Origin of the sequence: Streptomyces kaniharaensis, assembly GCF_009569385.1 — a bacterium.
GTDB lineage: Bacteria > Actinomycetota > Actinomycetes > Streptomycetales > Streptomycetaceae > Kitasatospora > Kitasatospora kaniharaensis.
Genome location: NZ_WBOF01000001.1, coordinates 885,993 through 911,918 on the forward strand (window position 1 = coordinate 885,993; position 25,926 = coordinate 911,918).

Annotated in this window: 23 protein-coding genes and 1 pseudogene; 9 read left to right on the plus strand and 15 right to left on the minus strand. The window is 72.7% G+C overall.

Features of this window, described 5'->3' with window-relative positions; translation table 11 throughout:
- Positions 1-10: 10 nt before the first annotated feature.
- The 8 genes from F7Q99_RS04015 to infC form a co-directional block, all read right to left on the minus strand.
- Positions 11-430 carry a hypothetical protein gene (locus F7Q99_RS04015; protein ID WP_153460088.1) on the minus strand — a complete coding sequence of 140 codons (420 nt, stop codon included), beginning with the start codon at positions 428-430 and terminating at the stop codon, positions 11-13.
- 65 nt (positions 431-495) lie between these two features.
- Entirely contained in the window at positions 496-2,997 is a 2,502-nt protein-coding gene (gene pheT / locus F7Q99_RS04020) for a phenylalanine--tRNA ligase subunit beta (RefSeq protein WP_153460089.1), read from the minus strand.
- Entirely contained in the window at positions 2,997-4,118 is a 1,122-nt protein-coding gene (gene pheS, locus F7Q99_RS04025; protein ID WP_153460090.1) for a phenylalanine--tRNA ligase subunit alpha, read from the minus strand. The genes pheT and pheS overlap by 1 nt, the downstream gene beginning before the upstream one ends.
- A 301-nt stretch (positions 4,119-4,419) precedes the next feature.
- A complete protein-coding gene (locus F7Q99_RS04030; RefSeq protein WP_153460091.1) occupies positions 4,420-5,523 on the minus strand; it encodes a sensor histidine kinase in 1,104 nt (367 codons plus the stop codon).
- A 127-nt stretch (positions 5,524-5,650) separates the two neighbouring features.
- On the minus strand, positions 5,651-6,517 hold the full coding sequence (locus F7Q99_RS04035) for a TrmH family RNA methyltransferase (RefSeq protein WP_153460092.1): 867 nt from the start codon (positions 6,515-6,517) through the stop codon (positions 5,651-5,653).
- 94 nt (positions 6,518-6,611) lie between these two features.
- A complete protein-coding gene (rplT, locus tag F7Q99_RS04040) occupies positions 6,612-7,007 on the minus strand; it encodes a 50S ribosomal protein L20 (protein WP_030055649.1) in 396 nt (131 codons plus the stop codon).
- A 109-nt stretch (positions 7,008-7,116) separates the two neighbouring features.
- Positions 7,117-7,311, minus strand: a complete 195-nt coding sequence (gene rpmI, locus F7Q99_RS04045; RefSeq protein ID WP_153460093.1) for a 50S ribosomal protein L35 — start codon at positions 7,309-7,311, stop codon at positions 7,117-7,119.
- Positions 7,312-7,452: 141 nt separating this feature from the next.
- Positions 7,453-8,142, minus strand: coding sequence for a translation initiation factor IF-3 (infC, locus tag F7Q99_RS04050; protein WP_326847173.1), 690 nt, complete (start codon positions 8,140-8,142; stop codon positions 7,453-7,455).
- 457 nt (positions 8,143-8,599) lie between these two features.
- On the opposite strand from infC, the gene F7Q99_RS04055 reads away from it, so the two are divergent.
- Positions 8,600-8,977, plus strand: coding sequence for a DUF1844 domain-containing protein (locus F7Q99_RS04055; RefSeq protein ID WP_153460094.1), 378 nt, complete (start codon positions 8,600-8,602; stop codon positions 8,975-8,977).
- A 70-nt stretch (positions 8,978-9,047) separates the two neighbouring features.
- Here the strand turns inward: F7Q99_RS04055 and F7Q99_RS04060 are convergent, their stop codons facing one another.
- Positions 9,048-9,821: an SseB family protein gene (locus tag F7Q99_RS04060; protein WP_326846238.1), complete on the minus strand. Its 774-nt coding sequence runs from the start codon at positions 9,819-9,821 to the stop codon at positions 9,048-9,050.
- A gap of 91 nt (positions 9,822-9,912) precedes the next feature.
- Here F7Q99_RS04060 and F7Q99_RS04065 point away from each other — a divergent pair, with 91 nt between their 5' ends.
- The 3 genes from F7Q99_RS04065 (at position 9,913) to F7Q99_RS04075 (ending at position 12,778) form a co-directional block, all read left to right on the plus strand.
- Positions 9,913-11,133: an alanine racemase gene (locus F7Q99_RS04065; protein WP_230210150.1), complete on the plus strand. Its 1,221-nt coding sequence runs from the start codon at positions 9,913-9,915 to the stop codon at positions 11,131-11,133.
- A 59-nt stretch (positions 11,134-11,192) separates the two neighbouring features.
- On the plus strand, positions 11,193-11,600 hold the full coding sequence (locus F7Q99_RS04070) for a hypothetical protein (protein ID WP_153460095.1): 408 nt from the start codon (positions 11,193-11,195) through the stop codon (positions 11,598-11,600).
- Positions 11,601-11,839: 239 nt separating this feature from the next.
- The gene (locus F7Q99_RS04075; protein ID WP_153460096.1) at positions 11,840-12,778 is read left to right on the plus strand and encodes a lytic polysaccharide monooxygenase auxiliary activity family 9 protein; all 939 of its coding nucleotides are present in this window, start codon (positions 11,840-11,842) and stop codon (positions 12,776-12,778) included.
- A gap of 169 nt (positions 12,779-12,947) precedes the next feature.
- Here the strand turns inward: F7Q99_RS04075 and F7Q99_RS40310 are convergent, their stop codons facing one another.
- From F7Q99_RS40310 to F7Q99_RS04090, 3 genes are all read right to left on the minus strand, one after another.
- Positions 12,948-14,069: a DUF2510 domain-containing protein gene (locus F7Q99_RS40310; protein WP_326846239.1), complete on the minus strand. Its 1,122-nt coding sequence runs from the start codon at positions 14,067-14,069 to the stop codon at positions 12,948-12,950.
- 118 nt (positions 14,070-14,187) lie between these two features.
- The gene (locus tag F7Q99_RS04085; protein ID WP_153460097.1) at positions 14,188-14,988 is read right to left on the minus strand and encodes a 3-oxoacyl-ACP reductase; all 801 of its coding nucleotides are present in this window, start codon (positions 14,986-14,988) and stop codon (positions 14,188-14,190) included.
- Between the two features lie 5 nt (positions 14,989-14,993).
- Positions 14,994-16,382, minus strand: a complete 1,389-nt coding sequence (locus F7Q99_RS04090; protein ID WP_153460098.1) for a glutamine synthetase family protein — start codon at positions 16,380-16,382, stop codon at positions 14,994-14,996.
- 159 nt (positions 16,383-16,541) lie between these two features.
- Between F7Q99_RS04090 and F7Q99_RS04095 the strand changes: the two genes are divergently transcribed.
- The 3 genes from F7Q99_RS04095 to F7Q99_RS04105 all read left to right on the plus strand — a co-directional run bounded on the left by F7Q99_RS04095 (position 16,542) and on the right by F7Q99_RS04105 (position 19,458).
- Positions 16,542-17,270 (plus strand): gamma-glutamyl-gamma-aminobutyrate hydrolase family protein, encoded by a 729-nt coding sequence (locus tag F7Q99_RS04095; RefSeq protein ID WP_153460099.1) that lies wholly within the window; start codon positions 16,542-16,544, stop codon positions 17,268-17,270.
- Between the two features lie 170 nt (positions 17,271-17,440).
- Positions 17,441-18,496: a cation diffusion facilitator family transporter gene (locus tag F7Q99_RS04100; RefSeq protein WP_153460100.1), complete on the plus strand. Its 1,056-nt coding sequence runs from the start codon at positions 17,441-17,443 to the stop codon at positions 18,494-18,496.
- 59 nt (positions 18,497-18,555) lie between these two features.
- The gene (locus F7Q99_RS04105) at positions 18,556-19,458 is read left to right on the plus strand and encodes a 5'-3' exonuclease (RefSeq protein WP_153465777.1); all 903 of its coding nucleotides are present in this window, start codon (positions 18,556-18,558) and stop codon (positions 19,456-19,458) included.
- A 68-nt stretch (positions 19,459-19,526) separates the two neighbouring features.
- Here the strand turns inward: F7Q99_RS04105 and F7Q99_RS04110 are convergent, their stop codons facing one another.
- Entirely contained in the window at positions 19,527-20,750 is a 1,224-nt protein-coding gene (locus F7Q99_RS04110; protein ID WP_153460101.1) for an IS30 family transposase, read from the minus strand.
- 73 nt (positions 20,751-20,823) lie between these two features.
- Positions 20,824-23,679, minus strand: a complete 2,856-nt coding sequence (locus tag F7Q99_RS04115) for a DEAD/DEAH box helicase (protein WP_153465778.1) — start codon at positions 23,677-23,679, stop codon at positions 20,824-20,826.
- A 254-nt stretch (positions 23,680-23,933) separates the two neighbouring features.
- On the opposite strand from F7Q99_RS04115, the pseudogene F7Q99_RS04120 reads away from it, so the two are divergent.
- Together F7Q99_RS04120 and F7Q99_RS04125 are read left to right on the plus strand one after the other, a co-directional pair.
- Positions 23,934-24,306: pseudogene (locus F7Q99_RS04120) on the plus strand (hypothetical protein).
- Between the two features lie 29 nt (positions 24,307-24,335).
- Positions 24,336-24,668, plus strand: coding sequence for an ArsR/SmtB family transcription factor (locus F7Q99_RS04125; protein ID WP_326846240.1), 333 nt, complete (start codon positions 24,336-24,338; stop codon positions 24,666-24,668).
- Between the two features lie 7 nt (positions 24,669-24,675).
- On the opposite strand, the gene F7Q99_RS04130 is transcribed toward F7Q99_RS04125, so the two are convergent.
- Positions 24,676-25,848: an aminotransferase class V-fold PLP-dependent enzyme gene (locus tag F7Q99_RS04130; RefSeq protein WP_326846241.1), complete on the minus strand. Its 1,173-nt coding sequence runs from the start codon at positions 25,846-25,848 to the stop codon at positions 24,676-24,678.
- Positions 25,849-25,926: the final 78 nt, after the last annotated feature.

The window sequence follows — 25,926 nt, forward strand, 5'->3', positions numbered from 1 at the left end:
GCTCAATTCGTTACAGACCGAACAGGCCGATCACATCCCCGCAGGTCGCCTGTGAGGGGCGGCCCGCCGCCCGGTCAGAGTGTGACGGCGGGCCGCCCGGGAGCCCGTCAGACCGCCCGGCGGCGGGCTCGGCGACCAAGGGCAGGGCGAGCGAGACGGCCGGGCCGGCGCCCACCGCCACCACCGTGCGGCGCAGCACCGCGCCCGCCAGCACCGCCGCGCCGAACGTCAGCAGGACGCGGCCGACCGCGACCGGCGCCGTCTGCCCGAAGATGTCCGGGTTGAACGGGGCCCGCAGGAGGCGGCGCCGGTGCCTCCAGGCCGTCGTGGACGTACCAGCCGTGGACCGCCAGCGCGAGGGACAGCGCGGCCATGAAGTCGTGCCGGCATGGGCCCCTCCTCGCCGAGTGGAGATGTGAGGAATCGTCAACGCAGGGAAACGCGAAGGCCCCGCCCGGACCGAGGTCCGAGCGGGGCCCGTGGGGCCGTACGGGGTCAGGCGCCGCGCAGGACGGCGCCGGTGAGGGTGACGGCTTCGGCGACGGCGGCCTCGCGGGCGGCGGTGGCCTCGTCGGCGGTCAGGGTGCGGTCGGTGGCGCGGAAGCGCAGCGCGTAGGCCAGAGACTTCTTGCCCTCGCCGACCTGCTCGCCGGTGAAGACGTCGAACAGCCGGATGTCCTCCAGCAGTTCGCCCGCGCCGGAGCGCAGCGCGGCCTCCACCTCGGCAGCCGGGACGGCGGTGTCGACGATCAGCGCGACGTCCTGGGTCGCCACCGGGAAGCCCGAGACGACCGGGCCGCTGACCTTCTCGGCACCGTCGGCGGTGAGCAGGTCGACGTCGATCTCCATCGCGGCGGTGCGGGCCGGCAGCCCGAGCGCCTTGACGACGCGCGGGTGCAGCTCGCCGGCGTGGCCGACGACCCGGTCGGTGCCGGCGACGACCAGCTCGGCGCAGCGGCCCGGATGCCAGGGCGCCAGCTGGCCCTGGCGGACCGCCAGCTCGACGCCGGCCGCGCGGGCGACCGTGCGGGCCGCCTCGACGGCGTCCGCCCAGGAGGCCCCGGCACCCTTGCCCCACCAGCCGGACGGCAGCCGCTCGCCCGCGAGGGCGACGGCGACCCGGCGCGGTTGGTCCGGCAGCGCGGCGTTCAGCGCGGCGAGTTCCTCGTTGCTCGGCCGGCGGTCGACGGCCGGACGCGGAGCGACGGTGAGCTCGTCCTTGGGCAGGAAGACGGTGCCCGTCTCGAAGATCGCCAGGTCGGTGTTGCCGCGGCCGATGTTGCGACGCAGCGCCCCGAGCAGGCCCGGCAGCAGCGTGGTGCGCAGCGCCGGCTCCTCGTCGTTGAGCGGGTTGACCAGCTTGACCGTGCGCAGGCGCCGGTCGTCCGCCTCCAGGCCGAGCGCCTCGAAGGCGGCCTCGCCGAGGAACGGGTAGTTGTTGACCTCGACGTAGCCGGCCCCGGCCAGTGCGACGCCGATCCGGCGGTGGGTGCGCTGGGCCTCGGTCAGGCCCTTGCCCGGCGGCACGTTGGGCATCCGGGCGGGGACGTTGTCGTAGCCCTCCAGCCGGATGACCTCCTCGGCGAGGTCGTACGGGTCGGTGAGGTCGGGGCGCCAGGTCGGCGGGGTGACCTCCAGCAGGTCGGCGCCGGCGACCGTGCAGCCGATCTCCTGCAGGCGCCGGGTGACGGTCTCGCGGCCGTACTCCGTGCCGGCGACCCGGTCCGGCAGGTCGGCGGCGATGGTGATGGTGCGCACCGGGTGCGGGGCGGCGATGTCGGTGACCCCGGCCTCGGCGGTGCCGCCGGCGATCAGGACCAGCAGGTCGACGGCGCGCTGCGCGGCGGCGCGGGCGGCCTCCGGGTCGACGCCGCGCTCGAAGCGCTTGGACGCCTCGGAGGGCAGCTTGTGCCGCTTGGCGGAGCGGGCGATGGCGACCGGGTCGAAGTGCGCGGCCTCGATGATCACCTCGGTGGTGCCCGGGCCGGCGGCCGGGTCGAGGATCTCGGTGGAGGCGCCGCCCATGACACCGGCCAGGCCGATCGGGCCGCTGTCGTCGCAGATCAGCAGGTCCTCGGTGGAGAGCTTGCGCTTCACGCCGTCGAGGGTGGTGAGGGTCTCGCCCTCCTCCGCCCGGCGGACCACGATGGTGCCGTCGACACGCTGCTTGTCGTAGGCATGCAGCGGCTGGCCGACCTCCAGCATCACGTAGTTGGTGATGTCGACGGTCAGCGAGATCGGGCGGATGCCGGCCTTCTGGAGGCGGCGCTGGAGCCAGATCGGGGACTTGGCGTCGGGGTCGACGCCGACGACGGTGCGGGCGACGAAGCGGTCGCAGCCGGCCGGGTCGTTGACCTTGACCGCGTAGCCGAAGGAGTTGGCCGGCGGCACGTCGAGCAGCGCCGGGTCGGCCAGCGGCAGCCCGTACGCGGCGGCGGCCTCGCGGGCGACGCCGCGCATGGACAGGCAGTAGCCGCGGTCCGGGGTGACGGCGATGTCGAGCACCTCGTCGACGAGCTGGAGCAGCTCGATCGCGTCGGTGCCGGGCTCGTACTCGGGCGGCAGCACGAGGATGCCGCCGTGGTCGTCGCCCATGCCCAGCTCGCGGGTGGAGCAGATCATGCCGGCCGAGGTGTGGCCGTAGGTCTGGCGGGCCGCGATCGGGAACGGGCCGGGCAGCACGGCACCCGGGAGGACGACCACGACCTTGTCGCCGACCGCGAAGTTGGTGGCGCCGCAGACGATCTCCTGCGGCTCGCCGGTGCCGTTGGCGTCGCCGACGTTGACGAAGCAGTGCCGGATCGGCTTCTTGAAGCCGGTGAGCTCCTCGATGGAGAGCACCTCGCCGACCACCAGCGGGCCCTTGAGGTCGCCGCCGAGCTGCTCGACGGTCTCGACCTCCAGGCCGGCCCGGACGAGGCGCTCGGCGACGTCACGACCGGTCTCGCCGGCCGGCAGGTCGACGTACTCGCGCAGCCAGGAAAGCGGGACGCGCATCAGATCTCCATCCCGAACGGGAGGGTGAAGCGCACGTCACCCTCGACCATGTCGCGCATGTCGGCGACGTTGTGACGATTCATCAGGATCCGCTCCAGGCCCAGGCCGAAGGCGAACCCGCTGTAGCGGTCCGGGTCGACGCCGCAGGCGACCAGCACGCGCGGGTTGACGACACCGCAGCCGCCGAGCTCGATCCAGCCCTCGGAGGAGCAGGTGCGGCACGGACGGTCCGGGTTGCCGACGCTCTCGCCGTGGCACACGAAGCACTGCAGGTCGACCTCGGCCGACGGCTCGGTGAACGGGAAGTACGAGGGCCGCCAGCGCAGCTCCAGGTGGCCGCCGATCAGCTTCTCGACCAGCACCTCGATGGTGCCCTTGAGGTCGGCGAAGGTGATGCCCTCGTCCACCGCGAGGCCCTCGACCTGACGGAAGACCGGGGTGTGGGTGGCGTCCAGCTCGTCGGTCCGGTAGACCCGGCCGGGGCTGATCGCGTACAGCGGGGGCTCGCGGTCGAGCATGGTGCGGATCTGCACCGGGGAGGTCTGGGTGCGCAGGACCACGCCGGAGTCGGCGGAGCCGTCCGGGGCCTGGACCCAGAACGTGTCCTGCATCGAGCGGGCCGGGTGGTCCTCGTGCAGGTTGAGGGCGTCGAAGTTGAGCCACTCGGCCTCGACCTCGGGGCCGGAGGCGACCTCGTAGCCCATCGCGACGAAGGTGTCCTCGATGCGCTCGGCCAGCGTGGTCAGCGGGTGCCGGGCGCCGCGCGGGGTGCGGTCGTACGGCAGCGTGACGTCCACCGCCTCCTCGACCAGCACGCGGGCGTCGCGCTCCGCCTCCAGTTCGGCCTGGCGCTTGGCGAGGGCCTGGTTGACGGCCCCGCGGGCCTGACCGATCAGCTTGCCGGCGGCGGCCTTGGCGTGCGGGGGCAGGGCGCCGATCTCGCGGTTGGCGAGGGAGAGCGCGGAGCGGTCGCCGGTGTGGGCGACCTTGGCCTGCTTCAGCTCGTCGAGCGTGCTGGCGGCGGCGAAGGCGGCGATGGCCTCGTCCCGCGCCTGCTCCACCACCTCGGGCTTGAGGGCCTCGACCTCGACCGGGTCGTACGACTTGTTGGGTGCCGACATCTCTATCTTTCCCGTGCTCCTGCTCGTCCGTGCTCCGGTGTGTGGGGCCCGTTCCCCGCCCGTCACGGGCAGGAGGGGCCCACCGCGTCCCGCCGGCGTGGCCGGGGCACGGGCAGCCGGTCTCCGTCCACCGGAGGGCTCACGGGGAGACCAGAGGGCTAACGGGAGAGGTGTCCGCGGCACAGGCCGCGCAGGGCGTTGCGCAACGCCAAAGGTCGAGTGTAGTCGCAGCGCGTAGCGCGACTGCCGCGAAGCCCGCCCGGTACCGACCTACAGGCTGCTCTGCTCGTCGTTCGCGATGTCAGAGCATGAAGTCGGGCACCCCGGCGGGCAGGATAAATCGGAACCGGGCGCCGCCGCCGGGGGCGCGATCGACGCGGATCGAGCCGCCGTGGGCCTCCACGATGCCCTTCACGATATAGAGGCCGAGGCCCGTGCCGCCGCGCTTCGAGCCGCGCCAGAAGCGGGTGAAGACGCGCGGCATCGACTCCTCGGGGATGCCGCTACCTTCGTCGCTCACGGTGACCGCTGTGCCTTCCACGATGCGGGGCGGGGTGCCGGAGCGCTCCCAGACGGGCGCCTCGACGACCTCCTTGGCCGGTGCCACCTCGATGGTGACAGTTCCCTCGCCGTGCCGCACCGCATTTTCCAGCAGGTTGGCGAGCACCTGGTCGACCTTGTCCGGGTCGGCCCACAGGACGGTCAGCGGCTCGGTGATCCGGATGTCGAAGCGGTCCTCGGGGATGCCGGTGGCGACCTTGCGCTCGACGTGCCGGCGCACCGCGGCGGCCAGGTCGACGACCTGCTTGCGCAGCTCCAGCCGGCCGGCGTCGATCCGGGAGATGTCGAGCAGTTCGGCGATCAGCCGGGTGACCCGGTCGGCGTCGGCGTCGACGGTCTCCAGCATCAGCCGCTTCTGCCCGTCGGTGAACCGCTCCCACTTGGCCAGCAGCGTCGCCGTGAAGCCCTTGACGCTGGTCAGCGGCGAGCGCAGCTCGTGCGCGACAGTGGCGATCAGCTCGGCGTGGCTGCGCTCGGTGCGGCGCCGGGCCTCGGTGCCGCGCAGGGCGATCACCAGCCGCTCCAGCGGGCCCTGCGGCACCGCCCGCACGTACCGGGCGGAGACCAGCACCTCACGGCCGCCGGGCAGCAGCAGGTTGCGCTCCGGCTGGCGCGTGCGGATCGCCAGACCGCCGTACGGGTCGGTCAGCTGCCACCAGCGGCGCCCGTCCAGGTCCTCCAGTGGGAGGACGTCCTCCAGCGCGCAGCCCAGAGCGGCCTGCGCGAGCACGCCGGTGAGCCGGGCCGCGGCCCGGTTGAAGCAGACCACCCGGCCCAGCGCGTCGGCGACCACCAGGCCGTCCGGCAGGTCGTCCGGGTCGAACTCTGGCCCGCTGCCGACCATGGGTGCCCTCCCCGATTACCCACCGTGCCGTTCCCCCCACCGAGGCAGACCCTAGCGCCTCCGTGCGCCCCGCAGTAGGGCCCACGGCGTGGCGAAGCCGACTTCTCGGGCGGCGCTCGACGCGCACTCAGCCGTTCGAGCGACACCCGCCGGGCGACCGCTGCGCCCTGGCCGAGGCGTACAGGCAGACGGCGGCGGCCGTGGCCAGGTTGAGGCTCTCGGCGTGCCCGTGGATCGGGACGCGCACGACCTCGTCGGTGAGCGCGCGGGTCTCCTCCGGAAGTCCCCACGCCTCGTTGCCGAACACCCACGCTCCGGGCGCGCCGAGGGTGCCCTCGTCGAGTTCCTGGTCGAGGTCCCGCTCGCCCGCGCCGTCCGCGGCGAGCACCCGGATCCCGGCCGCGCGCAGTTGCCCCACCGCCTCCTCGACCGGCACGCCGACCGCGACCGGCACGTGGAACAGGCTGCCGACGGAGGCCCGGACGGCCTTCGGGTTGTACAGGTCCACGGAGGCGTCGGTGAGCACCACGGCGTCCGCGCCGGCCGCGTCGGCGGTGCGCAGCACGGTGCCGGCGTTGCCGGGGTCGCGGACGTGGGCGAGGACCGCGACCAGCTTCGGGCGGGCCCTGAGCACCTCGGCGAACGGGGTGTCGATGAAGCGGCAGAGCGCCACGATGCCCTGCGGGGTCACCGTGTCGCAGATCCCGGCGATCACCTCGTCGGTGGCGGTGAGCACCGGCAGGCCCTCGGCGAGCGCGGAGTCGACGATGCCGGCGTGCCGCTCGGCGGCCTCCGGGGTCACGTACACCTCGACCACGGCGTGCTCGGCCGAGCCCGGCAGCCTGCCGAAGGCGACGGCCTCCCGGACGGCCTGCGGGCCCTCGGCCAGGAAGCGGCGCTCCTTGGTGCGCTGGTTCCGCTTGGCGAGTCGGCGGGCCGCGACGACGCGCGGCGAGCGCAGGGAGGTGAGCAGGGGGGTGTCGGTGCTCGGCATGGTCTCGTTCTCTGGGGCGCTGGAGGACGGGTGAACGCAGAACCGGACCCGCAGGGAGCCTGCGGGTCCGGTCAGAGCTCGGCTGATCGCGAGATCAGGCGGCGTCGGCGGCAGCCTTGGGGGCGTTGACGTCGGCCGGCAGCGCCTTCTGGGCGACCTCGACCAGCGAGGCGAACGCGCCCGGGTCGTTGACGGCCAGGTCGGCCAGCATCTTGCGGTCGATCTCGACGCTGGCGGCCTTCAGGCCCTGCACGAAGCGGTTGTAGGTGATGCCGTTGGCACGGGCCGCAGCGTTGATGCGCTGGATCCACAGCTGACGGAAGTCGCCCTTGCGCTTCTTGCGGTCGTTGAAGTTGTAGACCAGCGAGTGGGTGACCTGCTCCTTGGCCTTGCGGTACAGGCGCGAACGCTGGCCACGGTAGCCGCTGGCGCGCTCCAGGATGACCCGGCGCTTCTTGTGGGCGTTGACTGCCCGCTTGACGCGTGCCACTTGATTACTCCTTGGGTTGGACCACGGACTACTTCACGTGGTCCGTCATTCGAATGGGTCGGGAAGGATCAGCTGCCCCGCTCACGGCTCACGCCGGGCGGGAAGGCGATCACTTGCCGAGAAGCTTCTTGATCTTCTTGGCGTCAGCGGGGGCCATCTCGATCGTCCCGGCCAGCTTGCGGGTCAGCGTCGAGGGCTTGTGCTCCAGGAGGTGGCGGCGGCCGGCGCGCTCGCGCAGCACCTTGCCAGAGCCACTGATCTTGAAGCGCTTGCTGGCGCCACTGTGCGTCTTCTGCTTCGGCATTTCGCCGTATCTCCTCGTCGGTCCTGTCCGCGCCCGCGCGGCCTGCGCCACGCGGGCGTGAACTGGATGGATCTGCGTGACCGGGCGGGACGCCCGTTCACCCTGGGGCCGGTCTCCCGGACTGCCCTGGCCGGTGAAGGCTCAGGCGCCCTGGGAGGCGGCCGGCTGCTCGACCGGAGCGTCGGCCTCGACGGCCGTCGCCTCGGCCGGAGCGTCCTGCGCCTCGGTCACCTCGGCGGCGTCGGAGCCGGTGGTCCGGCCCTGGCGCTCGGCCTTGCGGGCGTCCGCTGCGGCGCGGGCCTCGGCCATCGCCTCGGTCTTCTTCTTGTGGGGGCCAAGAACCATGATCATGTTACGGCCGTCCTGCTTCGGCGAGGACTCGACGAAGCCCAGCTCCTGGACGTCGTCGGCGAGCCGCTGCAGCAGACGGAAGCCCAGCTCGGGGCGGGACTGCTCACGACCGCGGAACATGATCGTGATCTTGACCTTGTCGCCCTGCTTGAGGAACCGGACGACGTGACCCTTCTTGGTGTCGTAGTCGTGCGGGTCGATCTTCGGCCGGAGCTTCATCTCCTTGATGACCGTGTGCGCCTGGTTCTTGCGCGCCTCACGGGCCTTCATGGCCGACTCGTACTTGAACTTGCCGTAGTCCATGAGCTTGCACACCGGCGGCCGGGCGGTCGCCGCGACCTCGACCAGGTCGAGGTCGTACTCCTGCGCGAGCTCCAGCGCCTTGGCAAGCGGCACGATGCCGACCTGCTCGCCGCTGGGACCGACGAGTCGCACCTCCGGGACGCGAATCCGGTCGTTGATGCGGGGCTCGGTGCTGATGGGGCCTCCTCGGTTGCACCTTCTGCGATGCGGCCGTCGGACGGCGGTCGCACGTAGTGGACTCGACCACTGGGCGGGGCTTCATTCGTGCTGCGCTGCTCGGCACCTGCCGACACCGCGTGCACCGCGACACGAAAAAAGCCCCGCTCGGTACAAGCGGGGCTCCACATAACCGGGGGCGGCGCCCGATCAGGGGCGCTGCGGCGACTCGGCGCTGTGGCGCCCGTCGCGGACCGGACCCGTCGACCGCGAGGCCGATCAGGTGGGAGACTTTCGCGGTTGCCCTCTCGGGCCTCCTGAGTGGAGCCTCCACTTGCTGGCCAGGAGCCCATACGGAATCCCGGCCGGTCAGTCTCGAAGCATACAGCGCCGGGGGGTCGAACGCTATTCCGCCCCTCCGCGCACCCCCTTGTACGCTCCAGGGGTACGGACACCGGCACGACGGAACGAGCCCCCCTTGAGCAGCGAGCCCACCCAGACCCCCGGCGCGGACGACGACGCGATCGGCTTCGACGACCTGACCCGGGACATCGCCGAGGTCCCGGCCGTCGAGGTGATCACCACCGTCGCGGTGCACCTGATGAGCGCCGCCGCGGTCAAGTGCGGCCTGGCCGAGGGCGGCGAGAAGGACAAGGACCTCGACGAGGCCCGCAAGCTGATCACCGCGCTGGCCGGGCTGGTCACCGCCGGCGCGCCGGAGATCAGCAACTTCCACGCCGCCCCGCTGCGCGACGGCCTGCGTTCGCTCCAGCTGGCCTTCCGCGAGGCCTCCATCGTCCCGGACGCGCCGGGCGCGGGCCCGGGCGAGAAGTTCACCGGGCCGGTCTACGCCTGATCGTCCGATCGTCTGGCTTCTTTTGCCGGAACGCCCCTCTCCCGGGCCGGGAGAGGGGCGTTCCGTCGTCTCAGCGCCGGTACAGCGGCTCGCCGGGCAGCTGCGCGGTCGCCGGCAGCACCGCCAGGTCCAGGCCCCGGTCGAGCCGGACCCGCAGCACCGGATCCGCCGCCACGGCCTGCCCGACCCGCTGCGCCGCCGCCTGCAGGCCCGGCTGGTCCAGCGCCGGGTCGAACACCACCGCGAGCACCCCGTCCGCACCCTCCGACGGCGCCAGCAGGCCGGTCACCACCTGCGGCTCGGCCGCCAGCAGCGCCCGGACCGCCTCGCGCACCTCCGGGTCGTGCACCGGCGGCAGGTACGGCCGGTTCTCGGCGAGGGCGCGCAGCCGGGCACCGCTCAGCTGGTACGGCACCGGGCCGGCCGGGTCGATCAGCAGGGTGTCGGCCTGCTCGGAGTAGGCGACCATCGCGGCCTGCGGGGCGGCCACCGGCGCCGGGCGGGCGTCGGCCCGCCAGCGGGCGAGCGCCTCCAGCGAGGTGAAGGCCGGCAGCGCGCGGCGCCCGTCCGGGGCCTCCAGCACCGGCACCGCCATGTCGCTGGTCTTGTCGTGCTTGTGCCCGTGCTCGTCCACCTCGACCTCGCCGAGGAGGGCGACGATCGGGACCATCAGCCGGGTCGGGGTGAGCGCCGCCAGCACCTCGGGCGCGGCCGCGCGGTCCTGCGACCAGCGGGCGAGCGCCGCGGTCAGCGCCGGGTCGGCGGTGCCGTCGTCGCCGGCGAAGCCGGGGTCGGGGATGCTCTTGCCGACGAACGCCGGGTCGGAGAAGTCTTTGCGGTCCACCCGGCCGACCCTATGCCACCGCACACCGCCGGCCCCACATACGTGCACGCGGGGTCTACCCACGGGTAGCCGGGTGTGACAGCCTTCGCGCATGGTGATGCTCGAACCCGCCCCCGCCGTCACCCCGGTCACCGACCGCGCCCGGTACGACCGGGCCACCGCGCACCTGGACGGGCCGGTGGCCGTCGTCGACCTCGCCGCCTTCGACGCCAACGCCGCCGACCTGGTCCGCCGGGCGGGCGGCAAGCCGATCCGGGTGGCCAGCAAGTCGGTGCGCTGCCGGGCCCTGCTGGAACGGGCGCTGGCGACGGACGGCTTCGCCGGGGTGATGAGCTTCACCCTCGACGAGTCGCTCTGGCTGGCCCGCACCGGCCTGCGCGACGTCCTGCTGGCCTACCCCTCCACCGACCGGGCCGGCTTCGCCGAGCTGACCGCCGACCCGGAGCTCGCCCGCGAGATCACCGTCGTCCTCGACGACCCCGCGCAGCTCGACCTGATCGACCGGGCCCGCGCCGGCGACGCCGAGGTACGGGTCTGCCTGGAGCTGGACACCGCGCTGCACCTGCTCGGCGGACGCGTCCGGGTCGGCGCCCGCCGCTCCCCGCTGCGCACGCCCGAGGACCTCGGCGCCTTCGCCGAACTCGTCCAGCGGCGCCGGGGCTTCCGCGTGGTCGGCCTGATGGCGTACGAGGGGCACGTCGCCGGGGTGGGCGACCGGGTGCCCGGTCGGCCGGTGCGCTCGCAGCTGATCCGGCTGATGCAGGCCAGGGCCCGGACGGAACTGGCCGAACGGCGCGCGGCCGTGGTCCGGCGGCTTCGGCAGGTGGCCGAGCTGGAGTTCGTCAACGGCGGCGGCACCGGCAGCGTTGAGACCACCGCGGCCGAGCGGGCCGTCACCGAGGTGGCGGCCGGCTCCGGGCTGTACCTGCCGCGGCTGTTCGACGACTACCGCGCGTTCCGGGGCCGTCCGGCCGCGCTGTTCGGCCAGCCGGTGGTGCGCCGCCCCGGCGTCGGCGTGGTGACGGTGCTCGGGGGAGGCTACCCGGCCTCCGGCGCGGCCGGACCGGACCGCTCGCCGGTGCCGTACCTGCCGGAAGGGCTGCGCTACGACCCGATGGAGGGCGCCGGCGAGGTGCAGACCCCGCTGCTCGGCGCCACCGCGGACGACCTGCTGATCGGCGACCGGGTCTGGTTCCGGCACGCCAAGGCGGGCGAACTGTGCGAGCGCTTCGCCGAACTGCACCTGATCGAGGGCGACCGGATCGTCCGGACCGTTCCGACCTACCGGGGTGAGGGTAGGACTTTTCTCTGACCGGCCGGGCCCCGGTGCCCTACGGTGGTTCGGACACCACGGAGCGTCAAGGGAGCGGCATGGAAGCCGAGATCGTGCAGCTGGCAGCGTCGGGAGCGTCCGCTCTGGTCGGACTGATGGTCAACGAGGCCTGGTCGCAGGTCAAGCCGCGGTTCGCCGCCCTGTTCGGCCGGGGTCGCGAGGCGGACGTGGCGGAGGAGCTGGAGGAGACGCGGGAGGAGCTCGTCGAGGCGGCGGAGAACGGCGACGAGTCCGCCGCCCGGGGCGCGCAGGCCGAATGGGAGCGCCGGCTGCGCCGGGCGCTTCGCGACCCGCAGGTTGCGACCCGACTCCAGGGGATTCTGGACGAGTTCGCCCAGAAGCGGCCCGAGCAGGCGGCGGGATCCGTGCACAACGAGATCAGCGGCAACGCCAGGGTGGAGGGCAAGGTCGTCCAGGCCCACACGATCCACGGCCTGAGCCTCTGACCTTTCCAGCGCCTTAAGAGGGCCCGATGACGCGCCTAACTCCGGCGCCTCGTCGGGCCTTTGCGTTTTCCGATCACCTACAGTCCGTCAAGAGGCGGACCGCGCAGGTCTATTGCCATGTGGTCCAGACCACTCATACGCTCGCTGGGGGTCCGCGATCCGGGCCGACGGCCCCGGGCGGGCAGGCGTGTCCGCTCCCCCACACCCGCCCGGAACGACGGTCAAGGAGTCCCCACCCCATGTCCCTCAAGCGAAGTGCCCTGTCCGTCGGCGTGGTCGGCGCCGCGCTCCTCGCGGTGGCCGCATCCACCGCCGGCACCGCCGACGCCCACGGCACGATGACCAACCCCGTCAGCCGGATCGCCGCCTGCTACGCCGAAGGCCCGGAACACCCCGTCTCCCAGGTCTGCAAGGACCTCGTCGCGGCGAGCGGCACCCAGCCGCTCTACGACTGGAACGAGGTCAACATCGCCGACGCCGACGGCAACCACCGGGCGCTGATCCCGGACGGCAAGCTCTGCTCGGCCAACCGGGACAAGTACCAGGCCCTGGACTGGCCGCGCACCGACTGGCCTGCCACCGCCGTCACCGCGGGCTCGTTCACCTTCAAGTTCCGTGCCACCGCGCCGCACCTCGGCATCCAGACCGTCTACATCACCAAGCAGGGCTACGACCCCACGCAGCCGCTGAAGTGGTCCGACCTCGAACCGACGCCGGTCGCCCAGGTACAGGTCGGCCGCACCGCCCCCAACGGGTACTACACCTACTCCGGCACCCTGCCGCAGCGCACCGGCCGCCAGCTGCTGTACATGATCTGGCAGCGCAGCGACAGCCCGGAGGCGTTCTACAGCTGCTCCGACGTCGACTTCGGCCAAGCCTCCGCCAAGGGTGCCGGGCCGGTCTCCGCCAAGGGTGCCGGGCCGGTCTCCGCGCAGGCCCCGGCCGCGCCCAGCGACGCGCAGATCGCGGCCGACGCGCCGAAGTCCACGGTCGCCCACCACGGCCACGGCGGCGACCCCGACTCCCCCGCCGGTGTCATGGTCCCGACCGCCTCCGCGGCCGTCGGCACCTCGGCCACCGGCCCGCTGCTGCTCGCCGGCGCCGCCGCGATCGGCGTCGGCTGGGCCGGCATGGTGCTCCGGCGCCGTCGCGTCGAGGCTGTTCGACGCGACTCCTGAGCGCCGGGCGCCGGGCCGGACCGGCACACCGCCGTCCGGTCCGGCCCCGGTGCTTGCCGTCCGGGCGTCCCGTCCGGACTTCCCGTCCCACGTAAACGGCGGCGGGCGAACGGCGGCGGCCCACCCGGGGGTTCCGGGTGGGCCGCCGTCTTCGTGAGGAGCGCCCCGCTCAGGTGGTGGTGGTGCCGCCCGAGCCGGTGTCGGGGAGCGGGATCGGGGGCAGCTTGCCCTTGTAGTCGCCGATGCCCTTGAGGATGGTGTCCATCAGGCCGAGGTCCGGCGCCTTGTCGGCGATGTCGAAGCCGAAGTGCACCGAGACCAGCGTCTTGCCGTTGGAGGACGGGAAGACCACGGTCTGCACGTAGCCGTTGTTGCCCTTCGACGCGTCCACCTTCCAGCGGACCAGGTAGCCGTCCTTGCCGGCCACCTTGACCGCCTCGGACTTCAGCTCCTGGTGCCCGGTGACGTCGCCGTAGGCCTCCTTGGCCGCCTTGTCGATGTCGGCCTTGGCCGCCGCCGCGACGTCCGAGCCGCCGCCGTCGATCCGGCCGGTGATCACGCCGCCGAGCGTGCAGCTGTCCTTGCCGTCCGCGCAGGTGTACGAGCCCACGCTGATCGACGCGAAGCCGTCGGAGGTGTGGCTGCCCTCCCAGCCGGACGGGACGGGCAGGGTGATCCGGTTCACCAGGTCGATCGCGCTGCCGGCACGCTTGCCCTTGTTCTTTCCGTTCCCGCCGCCGTTGCCGCCGTCCCCGTTGCCGCCGTCCCCGTTGCTGCCGTCGCCGCCGTTGTCGCCGCCGAGACCGGGGAGGCCGTTCCACGGGCCGTTCTCGTCCCACGGCGGTGCCTGGTGCTTGGCCGAGCGGTGCGGGCGGTCGCCGTCGCGGCCGTCCATCACCAGGTACGTGACCCCGGAGCCGACGCCGAGGCCCAGCACCGCCGCCAGGGCGGTCGCGATCACCAGCTTGGACGGCCTGCGCCGGGCCTTGGCCGGCGGCGGCACGGCGGCGCCGTACGCGGCGCCGAACGGCGGCGGCTCCGGGTAGCGGACCGTCCCGCTCTCCAGCACCTCGCCCTCCAGCACCTTCGGCCCGTCGGCCGCCGGCTCGGGCCCGTCGGCCGCCGCCGGCCCCGGATCCGCGGCCGCCGGGGGCTCCGGCGTCGGGGCGTCCGAGGGTGCGGGCCGGGTGCTGGCCGTCCAGCCCTTGCCGTCCCACCAGCGCTGCGGCCTCGGGTCGCTGCCGGTGTCCTTCGGGTCCGGGTACCACCCGGCGGGAATCTGCTCGCTCACACCGGAGAATCTAAGGGCAGCCGGATAAACGCGATATCAGAGCAACCGCTAATTCCCGTACTTCCGTATGAGATTACGGTGAGAAGCCCACCTTGCGGCGAGCAGCGCACGCCTCGGCCTACACCGGCGTCACGTAGGCCCCGGCGATGCCGCCGTCCACCAGGAACTCGCTCGCCGTGATGAACGAGGAGTCGTCGCTCGCCAGGAACGCCACCGCGGCGGCGATCTCCTCCGGCCGCGCGAACCGCCCCAGCGGGATGTGCACCAGCCGGCGGGCGGCCCGCTCCGGGTCCTTGGCGAACAGCTCGCGCAGCAGCGGAGTGTCCACCGGCCCCGGTGACAGCGCGTTGACCCGGATGCCCTCCCGGGCGAACTGCACGCCCAGTTCGCGGGACATCGCCAGCACCCCGCCCTTCGACGCGGTGTACGAGATCTGCGAGGTCGCCGCGCCCATCCGGGCCACGAAACTCGCCGTGTTGATGATCGAACCGCGCCCGTGCCGCCGCATGTACGGCAGCGCCGCCTTGCAACACAGGTAGACGGAGGTCAGGTTGACCTCCTGCACCCGGCGCCACGCCTCCAGGCCGGTGGTCAGGATCGAGTCGTCCTCCGGCGGCGAGATGCCCGCGTTGTTGAAGGCCACGTCCACGCTGCCGTACGTCTCGTAGGCCTCGTCGAACAGCGCCTCCACCATGTACGGGTCGGTGACGTCGGTGTGCACGAACAGGCCGCCGACCTCCTTCGCCGCCGCCCGTCCGGCCTCCTCGTCCAGATCCGCGCACACCACCTTCGCGCCCTCGGAGGCGAGCCGGCGGGCGGCGGCCAGGCCGATGCCGCTGCCCGCGCCGGTGATCACGGCGGTGCGGCCTACCAGCCGGCGGCAGACCGCGTCGCCCTTCGCGGCGTGCTTCTCGGTCATCGGCCTCACATCCGTTCGAAGGAGCGGTAGCGCTCCCAGTCGGTGACGGCCCCGTCGTACGCGGACTGCTCGACCCGGGCCATGTTCAGGTAGTGCTCCACCACGTCGTCACCGAACGCCGCCCGGGCCAGCTCGCTCTCCGCCCACAGGCTCGCCGCCTCCCGCAGCGAGCCGGGCACCCGGGCGTACTCCTCGACGGCGTACGCGTTGCCCAGGCACGGCGCGGGCAGCTCCAGCTTCTGCTGGAGGCCGTAAAGACCGGCCGCGATCATGCCCGCCACCGCCAGGTAGGGGTTGACGTCACCGCCCGGCACTCGGTTCTCCATGCGCAGGCCCGGCCCGTGGCCCACCACGCGGTAGGCGCAGGTGCGGTTGTCCCGGCCCCAGGCGACCGCCGTCGGCGCGAACGAGCCCGGGCGGTACCTTTTGTAGGAGTTGATGTTCGGCGCGTACAGCAGGCAGAACTCGCGCAGCGCCACCAGCTGGCCCGCCAGGAAGTGCCGCATCGTGTCGGTCATCCGGCCGTCCCGGTCGGCGAAGGCCGGCGCACCCACCGCGTCCCGCAGCGACAGGTGGATGTGGCAGCTGTTGCCCTCGCGCTCGTCGTACTTGGCCATGAAGGTCAGCGCGCAGCCCTGCTGGGCGGCGATCTCCTTCGCGCCCGTCTTGTAGACGCTGTGCTGGTCGCAGGTGGTGAGCGCGTCCGCGTAGCGGAACGCGATCTCGTGCTGCCCCGGGTTGCACTCGCCCTTGGCCGACTCCACGGTCAGGCCCGCGCCCGCCATCTCGTTGCGGATGCGCGCCAGCAGCGGCTCCACCCGGGCCGTCCCCAGCATCGAGTAGTCGACGTTGTACAGGTTCGCCGGAGTCATGCCGCGGTAGCCGTTCAACCAGGCCTGCTCGTAGGTATCCCGGAACACCAGGAACTCCAGCTCCGTACCGATGTCCGCGGCCAGCCCGTACTCCGCCAGCCGCGCGATCTGCCGGCGCAGCAGCTGCCGCGGCGCCGCGTCCACCGGGTGGCCGCCGTGCCTGGCCAGATCGGCCGTCACCTGGGCCGTGCCCGGCTGCCAGGGCGTCAGGCGGAGGGTGCCGAGGTCCGGGCGCATCGCGAAGTCGCCGTAGCCCGTCGCCCAGGACGAGAAGGCGTAGCCGTCCACGGTGTTCAGATCGACGTCCACCGCGAGGAGGTAGTCGCAGGCCTCGGCGCCGTTCTCGACGACCTCGTCGAGGAAGAAACGGGCGGCGAACCGCTTGCCCTGCAGGCGGCCCTGCATGTCGGTGAAGGCGAGCGCGACGGTGTGCACCTCGCCGGCGTCGACCATGGTGCGCAGCTCGTCCAGGGTGAGCGGCGCCCGCGGCGACGAACCCGCGGTGGCGGCGTTCTCGGACATGGTGACGGAAACCCTTCTCCTCGATCACTCTTCGAGATCAGGCGGTCACAGCGAACCGTACGGCCTGCGACTCGCGGCGCGGAAGAGGGCGGGCGCGTGTGGCGCGCCGACATGCGTGATTGACGGTGGATCAGGCGGCACCGGAGGAGAATGCGCGCCATGGATCGCAGGCCTTTCATCGGCGTCAGCACCTACCTGGTGGACGCGAGTTGGGGCGACTGGCAGGACCGCCGGGCGGCACTCGTGCCCGAGCGGTACACCGCCTACGTCCAGGACTCCGGCGGCATCGCCGTCCTCCTCCCGCCCGACGCCCCCGAACGCGCGCCCGACGTCCTCGCCCGGCTCGACGCCCTCGTCATCGCGGGCGGGCCCGACCTCGACCCCGCCTTCTACGGCTCGGCCCCGCACCCGCGCACCGAGGTCGACTCGCCGGAGCGCGACGTCTGGGAGACCGCGCTCCTGCGGGGCGCCCTCGCGGCCGGCATTCCGCTGCTGGGGATCTGCCGGGGCATGCAGGTGCTCAACGTCGTGTGCGGCGGGACGCTCGTGCAGCACCTGCCGGACGTCGTCGCGGCGGACGTGCACGGGGGCACCCCCGGGAAGTACGGGACCCACCCGGTGCGGCCGGTGCCCGGGACGCTCCTCGGCGGTCTGCTGCCGGAGAGCGAACTGGACGTGCCGACCTTCCACCACCAGGCGGTCGACCGGCTCGGCGCGGGGCTGCGGGTCTCCGCGCACGCCCCGGACGGGACGGTGGAGGCCGTGGAGGGGCCGGGCTTCACGCTGGGCGTGCAGTGGCACCCGGAGCAGGGCGACGACCTGCGGGTGATGCAGGCCCTCGTGCGGGCGGCGACGGCGGCGCAGCTGGACGCCGTGGCGCTGGGGTAGCGGCGACCGGCCGCGGAGCGCCGGTGGACCCGGTCATCGGCACGGTCGCGCAACGGCAACGACAACGGTCACCAGTGCAGCCTTTGGATCTTCGTCCGATCTGCGGTTCACTTCGGGTGCGGGGCCGTAGCGCCCGCCCCTTCCCACCCGTGCGTCCAGAGAGGACTTCGATGGCCGGGCACGAGCACCACCACGATGATCATGCGCATGACCATGGGCACTCCCACGGTGGCAACGGGCACTCCCACGGCCACGGCGGCCACTCGCACGGTGTCGCCGCCGACGCCGACCGCCGCTGGCTGGTCAGCGCGCTCGCCCTGATCGTCGCCTTCATGGCCGGCGAGGTCGTGGTCGGCTTCGCCGCGAAGTCGCTGGCCCTGATCTCCGACGCCGCACACATGCTCACCGACGCCGCGTCGATCGTCCTGGCGCTGGTCGCGATGCGGCTCGCCGCCCGCCCTGCCCGCGGCGGCTACACCTACGGGCTCAAGCGCGCCGAGATCCTCTCCGCGCAGGCCAACGGCGTGACCCTGCTGGTCCTGTCCGCCTGGCTGGGCTACGAGGCGATCACCCGGCTGGTCGAGCCGCCGGCGGTCACAGGCTCGCTGGTGCTGGTCACCGCGCTGGTCGGGATCGTCGTCAACCTCGCGGCCGCCTGGTGCATGTCGAAGGCCAACCGCAGCTCGCTGAACGTCGAGGGCGCCTTCCAGCACGTGCTCACCGACCTGTACGCGTTCATCGCCACCGCCGTCGCCGGTGTCGTGATGCTGACCACCGGCTTCGTCCGGGCCGACGCGATCGCCTCGCTAATCGTCGTCGCCCTGATGCTCAGGGCCGGCGTCGGGCTGGTCCGGGACTCCGCGCGGATCTTCCTGGAGGCCGCCCCGGCCGGGATCGACCCGGACGAGGTGGCCGACCGGCTGGTCACCCAGCCGCTGGTCGAGGAGATCCACGACCTGCACATCTGGGAGATCACCTCCGGCCAGCCGGCCCTGTCCGCGCACATCCTGGTCACCCCGGGCGGGGACTGCCACGCCGTGCGTCGCGAACTCCAGCGCCGGCTGGCCGGCGAGTACGGGATCACCCACAGCACGCTCCAGGTGGACCACGTCGGCGAGGACGAGGCGGGCGCGCTGCTGCAGATCGCGGCCCGCGGCGACCTGGCCGCCGAGCACTGTGCGGACGCGCACGGCCCGGTGCACCGCGCGGGCCCGCACGAGCACTGAGAACCGGCGGTCCCTCGCCCCGGTACGGCATGATCTGAGGCGTGACCGCACCGCGACTGATGCTGCTCGACTCCGCCAGCCTGTACTTCCGGGCCTACTTCGGCGTGCCGGACACCCTGCGATCCCCGCAGGGCGAGCCGGTCAACGCCGTCCGCGGCCTGCTGGACTTCATCGCCCGGCTGGTCCACGACCACCGCCCCGACCAGCTGGTCGCCTGTATGGACGCCGACTGGCGCCCGCAGTGGCGGGTGGACCTGGTGCCCTCGTACAAGACCCACCGGGTCGCCGAGGCCGCCGAGGACGGCGAGGAGGACGTGCCCGACACGCTCGCCCCGCAGGTCCCGGTGATCGAGCAGGTGCTGGACGCGCTCGGCATCGCCCGGGTCGGCTCCCCCGGCTACGAGGCGGACGACGTGATCGGCACCCTCACCGCCCGGGCGACCGGCCCGGTCCAGATCGTCACCGGCGACCGCGACCTGTTCCAACTCGTGGACGATGCCCGCCGGATCACCGTGCTCTACCCGGTCAAGGGCATGGGTAACCTGCAGGTCACCGACGACGCGCTGCTGCTGGAGAAGTACGGCGTGCGCGGCGCCCAGTACGCCGACATGGCCGCCCTGCGCGGGGACCCGTCCGACGGCCTGCCCGGGGTGAAGGGCATCGGCGAGAAGACCGCGGCCCAGCTGATCAACGAGTACGGGGATCTCGCCGGCATCCGGGCCGCCGCCCTCGACATCGGCTCGAAGCTCACCCCGGCCCGCCGCCGCAACATCGTCGAGGGCGCGGCCTACCTCGACATCGCCCCGAAGGTGGTCCGCGTCGCCGACGACGCGCCGCTGCCGGACTTCGACCCGACGCTGCCGCACGAGCCACTGGACCCGATGACCCTGGAGGAACTCTCCACCCGCTGGGGCCTCGGCACCTCCCTGGACCGCGTCCTGGAGTCCCTGGCCGCCCGCTGAGCAACGCCCGGAGGGCCCGCACGCCTCTGGGCGGTTTCTAGTGGTCGTTGCAACACGTGGTCGGTTGTCTAGGCCGCGAGGAGTTTAGCCAGACGCTCGGCTGGGGTTTCCCAGCCGAGCGTTTTGCGTGGGCGGCGGTTGAGCTGGTCGGCGACGGCGGCCAGGTGCTCGGGCGTGTGGACCGACAGGTCGGTGCCCTTGGGGAAGTACTGCCGCAGCAGGCCGTTCGTGTTCTCGTTGGAGCCGCGCTGCCAGGGACTGGCCGGGTCGCAGAAGTAGACCGGGATGTCGGTGGCCAGGCTGAACTCCGCGTGCCTGGCCATCTCGCTGCCCTGGTCCCAGGTCAGGGACCGCTTCAGCTGGACCGGGAGTGTCCGGGCGGTGGCCACTAGGGCGTCGCGGACGGTCTCGGCGGTGTGGTCGCCGGGCAGGTGCAGCAGCATCACGTAGCGGGTCGAACGCTCGACCAGGGTGCCGATCGCGGACTTGTGCTCCTTGCCGAGGATCAGATCGCCCTCCCAGTGGCCGGGGACGGCCCGGTCCTCGGCCTCGGCGGGGCGCTCGCTGATCATGACCATCGGGTCGGTGAAGCGGGAACGCCGGCAGTTGGCCTGCCGCTGGGGCCTGCGGCGGGCCCGGCCTGAGCGCAGGGCACCGGCGAGCTCGCGCCGCAGCTCGCCGCGGCCCTGGACGTAGAGCGCCTGGTAGACGGTCTCGTGGACCACGTGCATCTCCGGCCGGTCGGGGAACTGTCGACGTAGAGCGTGGCAGATCTGCTCCGGGCTCCACTGCTCGTCCAGCATCGCCTGGACGGCGGCGTGCAGCTCGGGGTTCTCGGTGATCTTGCGGGCCTTGGGGCGGGGCCGGCGAGCGTCCGCCCTGGCCTGGGCGGCGTGCGGACGGTAGTGCCACTGCCCGCGAGTGCCCTCGGTGCGGTTGCGGCGGATCTCCCGGCTGATGGTGGACGGACTGCGGCCCAGCTCCGCGGCGATGGCCCGCACGGTGGCCTTCTCCCGCAGCCGGTCGGCGATGTGGATCCGCTCGTCCTCGCTCAGATACCGGGAGACACCGGAAGGCGGCACCACCATGCGAATCGGTGGTGCCGCCTTCTGCCGCTGCTCGGCTCCGCGGCCGTGACGCCACTTCTGGCCGGTCCGGCGGGCGATGCCGACGATCCGGCACGCCTCGGTGTTCGTGTAGCCCTGCTGCATGAGCCGGGAGTATGCCTCCCGTTCCCGGCGCAGCTTCACAGGCCCCTGGGCCGTCCGGTCCTTGCGGATCTCGAAGTCCAATGCATCCCCTGAACTGGGGTGTTGCAACGACTCCTAGAACCCAAGCTGCGCGTGCGGGCCCTCCGGTACGTGATCAGCCCACCGACGAGTAGGCGATGATGCCGCGGCGCAGGCCGTCGACCGCCTTGCGGGCGGTCCTGCGCAGCTCGACGTCCTCGCCGGCCGCGTCCTGGATCTGGCCGAGCACGTCGATCAGTTGCTTGGTCCAGCGGACGAAGTCGCCGGCCGGCATGTCGGCGTCGCGCAGGACCTGGTCCAGGTTGTGGCCGAGCGCCCAGCGGTAGGCGGCCCAGGCGAAGCCCAGGTCGGGCTCGCGCTGGCCGACGCCCTCGGCGGTGTTGATCCGGTGCTGCTCCTCCAGGGCGTCCAGGTGGCCCCAGATCCGGACCATCTGGCCGAGCGCCTCCTTCGCGGCGCCCTCCGGCACCCGGGGCGCGGCGGCGTCGTCGGCCTGCCGGGCCTCGTACACCAACGCCGAGGCACAGGCGGCGAGTTCGGCGGCGGCGAGGCCGTTCCAGACGCCCTCGCGGATGCACTCGGAGGCGAGCAGGTCGAGCTCGCCGTAGAGCCGGCCGAGCCGCTTGCCGTCGTCGGTGACGGTGTCGCCCTGCAGGTAGCCGAGGTCGGTGAGCAGGGCGCAGACCCGGTCGAAGGTGCGGGCGATGGTGTGCGTGCGGGAGCGCATCCTGCGCTCCAGCAGCTCGGTGTCGCGGTGCAGCCGGTGGTAGCGCTCGGCCCAGCGGGCGTGGTCCTCGCGCTCGTCGCAGCCGTGGCAGGGGTGCCGGCGCAGGTCGGCGCGCAGCCGGGTGATCTCCGGGTCGTCCGCGGCGGCGGCGCGGCCGCGGCGGAACCGCTCGGGCTCCAGGTGGCCGGCCTTGGTGCGCAGCGCGGAGGCGAGGTCGCGGCGGGACTGCGGGCTGCGCGGGTTGAAGGACTTCGGGATGCGCACCCGCTCGATGGCGGCGACCGGGTGCGGGAAGTCGATCATGGCGAGCCGCTTGACCTGCCGTTCGGCGGTGAGCACCACCGGGCGCGGGCCGTCCTGGAAGTCGGGGTGGCGCGGGCCGCCGCGGCCGGAGCGGTTGACCGGCGGCAGGCCGGGGTCGAGGACCAGGGCGAGGCCGGCGAACTTGCCGGTGGGGACGTGGATGACGTCTCCGGGCTTCAGCTGCTCGATGGATTCGATGGCGGCGGCGCGGCGCTGGCTGCTGCCCTCGCGGGCGAGTTCGTTCTCGCGCTCCTTGAGTTCTCGGCGCAGGCCCATGTACTCGTCGAAGTCGCCGAGGTGGCAGGTCATCGACGCGCGGTAACCGTCCAGCCCCTCCTCGTTGCGCTGGACCTGGCGGGCGATGCCGACGACCGAGCGGTCCGCCTGGAACTGGGCGAAGGAGGTCTCCAGCAGTTCGCGCGAGCGGTGCCGGCCGAACTGGGAGACCAGGTTGACGGCCATGTTGTAGGACGGCCGGAACGAGGACTTGAGCGGGTAGGTGCGGGTGCCGGCCAGGCCGGCCAGCGCCTCCGGGTCGAGGCCGCGCTGCCAGAGCACCACGGCGTGGCCCTCGACGTCGATGCCGCGCCGCCCTGCCCGGCCGGTGAGCTGGGTGTACTCGCCGGGGGTGATGTCGGCGTGGGTCTCACCGTTCCACTTGACCAGCTTCTCCATGACCACCGAGCGGGCGGGCATGTTGATGCCGAGCGCCAGGGTCTCGGTCGCGAAGACGGCCTTGACCAGGCCCTTCACGAACAGCTCCTCGACGACCTCCTTGAACCGCGGCAGCATCCCGGCGTGGTGGGCGGCTATGCCGCGCTCCAGCCCGTCCAGCCACTCGAAGTAGCCGAGGACGTGCAGGTCCTCGTCGGGGATGTCGGCGCAGCGCTCCTCGACAATGGCGCGGACCTGGGCGCGCTCGGAGTCCTTGTTGAGCCGCAGGCCGGAGCTGAGGCACTGCTGGACGGCGGCCTCGCAGCCGGCCCGGCTGAAGATGAAGGTGATCGCGGGCAGCAGGCCCTCGGCGTCGAGCCGGTCGATGACGTCCACCCGGCCCGGCGTCCAGACCCGTCCGGGGCGGCCGTTGGGCATGCTGCGGCCGCGGCCGCGCCCGAACCGGTCGCGCGGGTTGCGGTCGAGTTCGGAGCGGGCGAGCCGGACGAGTTCCGGGTTCACCGCCTTGCCGGGGTTGCGCAGGCTGTCCTTGGGGCGGCCGTCCCGGTCGGGGTTGGCGAACAGGTCGTACATCCGGTTGCCGGCCATCACGTGCTGCCAGAGCGGGACGGGCCGGTGCTCGGAGACGATCACCCTGGTGCCGCCGCGGACGGTGTCCAGCCAGTCGCCGAACTCCTCGGCGTTGGAGACGGTCGCGGAGAGCGAGACGAGGGTGACCGATTCGGGGAGGTGGATGATGACCTCCTCCCAGACGGCGCCGCGGAAGCGGTCGGCGAGGTAGTGCACCTCGTCCATGACCACGTAGCCGAGGCCGTCGAGGGTGCTGGAGCCCGCGTAGAGCATGTTGCGCAGCACCTCGGTGGTCATGACCACCACGGGGGCGTCGCCGTTGACGGAGTTGTCGCCGGTGAGCAGGCCGACCTTGGCGGCGCCGTAGCGCTTGACCAGGTCGCCGTACTTCTGGTTGGAGAGCGCCTTGATCGGCGTCGTGTAGAAGCACTTGCGCCCGGACTGCAGGGCCAGGTGGACGGCGAACTCGCCGATGATGGTCTTCCCGGAGCCGGTGGGCGCGGCGACCAGGACGCCCTCGCCGGCCTCCAGCGCCTCGCAGGCCTGGACCTGGAAGTCGTCCAACGGGAAGTCGTACAGCTGCTGGAACCCGTGGAAGGCGGTGGCCTGCTCCCTGGCCCGGCGGCGGCTGGCCGCGTACGCCTCGGCGGGGCTGAGCTCCCGGTCGTCGTGGGGCTCGGGATCGGGGGTGTTCATCGCCGTCCGGGTGTGGTTGGTGTGGTCTCGCATCTCAGCGAGAGGTTACCCGGGAGGACCGACATCGATAGCACCGTTTTTTCGCGCCACCGGATCAGTTCTCTCTCAGATCCATAGTTGCAAATGTCTTCAAGTGATCGTGATGTCGCCAGCTTCGAACGTCTCCGGTCATCCCCGGTGAATCCCCGCTCGGACTCCGTACCTTCGTCGTCACAGCCACCAACTCACCACCAACTCAAGGGAGGACACCGACGATGGCGAACCTGGAGACGTCCCTCAAGGAGGCCATGACGATCGAGGGCGCGATCGGCGTCGCTCTGGTCGACTACGGCAGCGGCATGGCGCTCGGCAGCCTCGGCGACGGCGGCGAGCTCGACCTCAACGTCGCAGCGGCCGGGAACACCGACGTGGTCCGCGCCAAAATGCGCGATGGAGATGCTCAACCTGCACGACAACGAGATCGAGGACATCCTGATCAGCCTCACCAGCCAGTACCACCTGGTCCGGCCGATCACCACGCCCTCCGGGCGCGGCCTCTTCCTCTTCCTCGCGCTCACCCGCAGCCGCTCCAACCTCGCGATGGCCCGCCACCAGCTCAAGCGCATCGAACTCGCGCTGGAGATCTGAGCGGACCGACACCAACGAAGGGGGGCCTCGTGGCGGTAGCGCTGTACCAGGCCAAGGCCGAGTTCTTCCGGATGCTCGGCCATCCCGTCCGGATCCGGGTCCTGGAGCTGCTCCAGGCCGGGCCGACGCCGGTGCGCGATCTGCTCGCCGAGCTGGAGGTCGAGCCCTCCAGCCTGTCCCAGCAGCTCGCGGTCCTGCGCCGGTCCGGCATCGTCACCGCCACCCGGGAGGGCAGCACGGTGGTGTACGCGCTGGCCGGCGGCGACGTCGCCGACCTGCTCCGGTCGGCGCGGCGGATCCTCACCGGGCTGCTCGCCGACCGGAACCAGCTGCTCGCCGAACTGCGGGCGGCCGCGGAGTAGCCCGGGATCAGCCCTTCAGGAGTTCCGCGAGGCCGTCCGCCAGCCGCTCGTACTCCCGCGGCCGGTTGTACAGCTGCGCGCTGACCCGCAGGACCCCGCCGCCGGTCCACGGGCGGACGGCGATCCGGGTGGCCAGGCGCTTCCACACCTGCGCCATCACCGCCCGCACGTCCGCCTCGGTCTCGCCCCGGCCGGCGGGCAGCCGGACGGTGCTCATCCACACCCCGGGCGTGGCCGGGAGCGGCTCCAGGCCGGCGCGTCCGGCGAGCACCCGACGGCCGTAGGCGGCGAGCCGGGCGTTGTGCGCGGCGACCTGCTCGGTGCCGAGTCCGCGCAGCAGCTCGAACCCGGCGGGGGCGGCCAGCCAGGGCGTGTAGTCGCAGGTGCCGCGCCACTCGACGTTCGCCGGGTAGCCCCGGTCGTGCTCCCAGGAGAGCGCGAGCGGGCGCACCCTGTCCGTCCACTCCGGGCGGACGGACAGGACGCCGGTGGCGCGCGGGGCGAAGGCCCACTTGTGCAGGTTGCCGAACCAGAAGTCGGCGTGCTCGTCGACCGGCGCGGGCAGCATGCCGGGCGCGTGGGCGCCGTCCACGACGGTGGTCACACCGCGCCCGCGCAGGGCGGCGAGCAGGTCGGGGGCGGCGAACAGGCGGGCGGTGGGCGAGGTGATCTGGTCGAGGACGGCGACCCGGGTGCGGTCGTCGACCGCGGCCAGCACGGCGTCCCGTACGGCGAATTCGTCCGGGGCGTCCAACGGCACCGGGACGGTGAGGAGTTCGGCGCCGGTCTCGGCGGCCCGCCGGGCGACGGCCCTGGTGACCGCGCCGTAGCCGTGGTCGGTGACCAGGATCCGGTCGCCGGGCCCGAGCGGGAGGGTGTCCAGGACGATCGCGACCGCCTCGGTGACGTTGGCGACCAGCGCGAGGCGCTCCGGGTCGGTACCCAGCTCGGCGGCGATCCGGACGCGGGCGGCGCCGACCCGGGCCGGCAGGTCGGCGAAGAAGCCGTCCGGATCCTGCTCGTGCTCGGTCCGCAGCCGCTCCTGCACCCGTTGGACCGGGACGGGCACCGCGCCGTACGAGCCGTGGTTGAGGTGCGCCGCGTCCGCGGACACGCTGAACAGCCCCTCCGTCCCGGGCAGCGGCGCCGGGGGCTCGACGGTCCGCAGGTCCTCGATCACGGCACTCTCCCTCGCGCTTGTATTGTGTGACATTTCACATGACGGACCCCTATCCCGGCAAGGCACCACCCGGACACC

What these genes read in the sequence shown, in the direction of transcription:
- pheT (WP_153460089.1), bottom strand. Translation starts at nt 2,997, where the DNA reads ATGCGCGTCCCGCTTTCCTGGCTGCGCGAGTACGTCGACCTGCCGGCC.
- pheS (WP_153460090.1), bottom strand. Translation starts at nt 4,118, where the DNA reads ATGTCGGCACCCAACAAGTCGTACGACCCGGTCGAGGTCGAGGCCCTC.
- F7Q99_RS04030 (WP_153460091.1), bottom strand. Translation starts at nt 5,523, where the DNA reads ATGGTCGGCAGCGGGCCAGAGTTCGACCCGGACGACCTGCCGGACGGC.
- F7Q99_RS04035 (WP_153460092.1), bottom strand. Translation starts at nt 6,517, where the DNA reads ATGCCGAGCACCGACACCCCCCTGCTCACCTCCCTGCGCTCGCCGCGC.
- rpmI (WP_153460093.1), bottom strand. Translation starts at nt 7,311, where the DNA reads ATGCCGAAGCAGAAGACGCACAGTGGCGCCAGCAAGCGCTTCAAGATC.
- F7Q99_RS04065 (WP_230210150.1), top strand. Translation starts at nt 9,913, where the DNA reads ATGGTGATGCTCGAACCCGCCCCCGCCGTCACCCCGGTCACCGACCGC.
- F7Q99_RS04070 (WP_153460095.1), top strand. Translation starts at nt 11,193, where the DNA reads ATGGAAGCCGAGATCGTGCAGCTGGCAGCGTCGGGAGCGTCCGCTCTG.
- F7Q99_RS04075 (WP_153460096.1), top strand. Translation starts at nt 11,840, where the DNA reads ATGTCCCTCAAGCGAAGTGCCCTGTCCGTCGGCGTGGTCGGCGCCGCG.
- F7Q99_RS04085 (WP_153460097.1), bottom strand. Translation starts at nt 14,988, where the DNA reads ATGACCGAGAAGCACGCCGCGAAGGGCGACGCGGTCTGCCGCCGGCTG.
- F7Q99_RS04090 (WP_153460098.1), bottom strand. Translation starts at nt 16,382, where the DNA reads ATGTCCGAGAACGCCGCCACCGCGGGTTCGTCGCCGCGGGCGCCGCTC.
- F7Q99_RS04095 (WP_153460099.1), top strand. Translation starts at nt 16,542, where the DNA reads ATGGATCGCAGGCCTTTCATCGGCGTCAGCACCTACCTGGTGGACGCG.
- F7Q99_RS04100 (WP_153460100.1), top strand. Translation starts at nt 17,441, where the DNA reads ATGGCCGGGCACGAGCACCACCACGATGATCATGCGCATGACCATGGG.
- F7Q99_RS04105 (WP_153465777.1), top strand. Translation starts at nt 18,556, where the DNA reads ATGCTGCTCGACTCCGCCAGCCTGTACTTCCGGGCCTACTTCGGCGTG.
- F7Q99_RS04115 (WP_153465778.1), bottom strand. Translation starts at nt 23,679, where the DNA reads ATGAACACCCCCGATCCCGAGCCCCACGACGACCGGGAGCTCAGCCCC.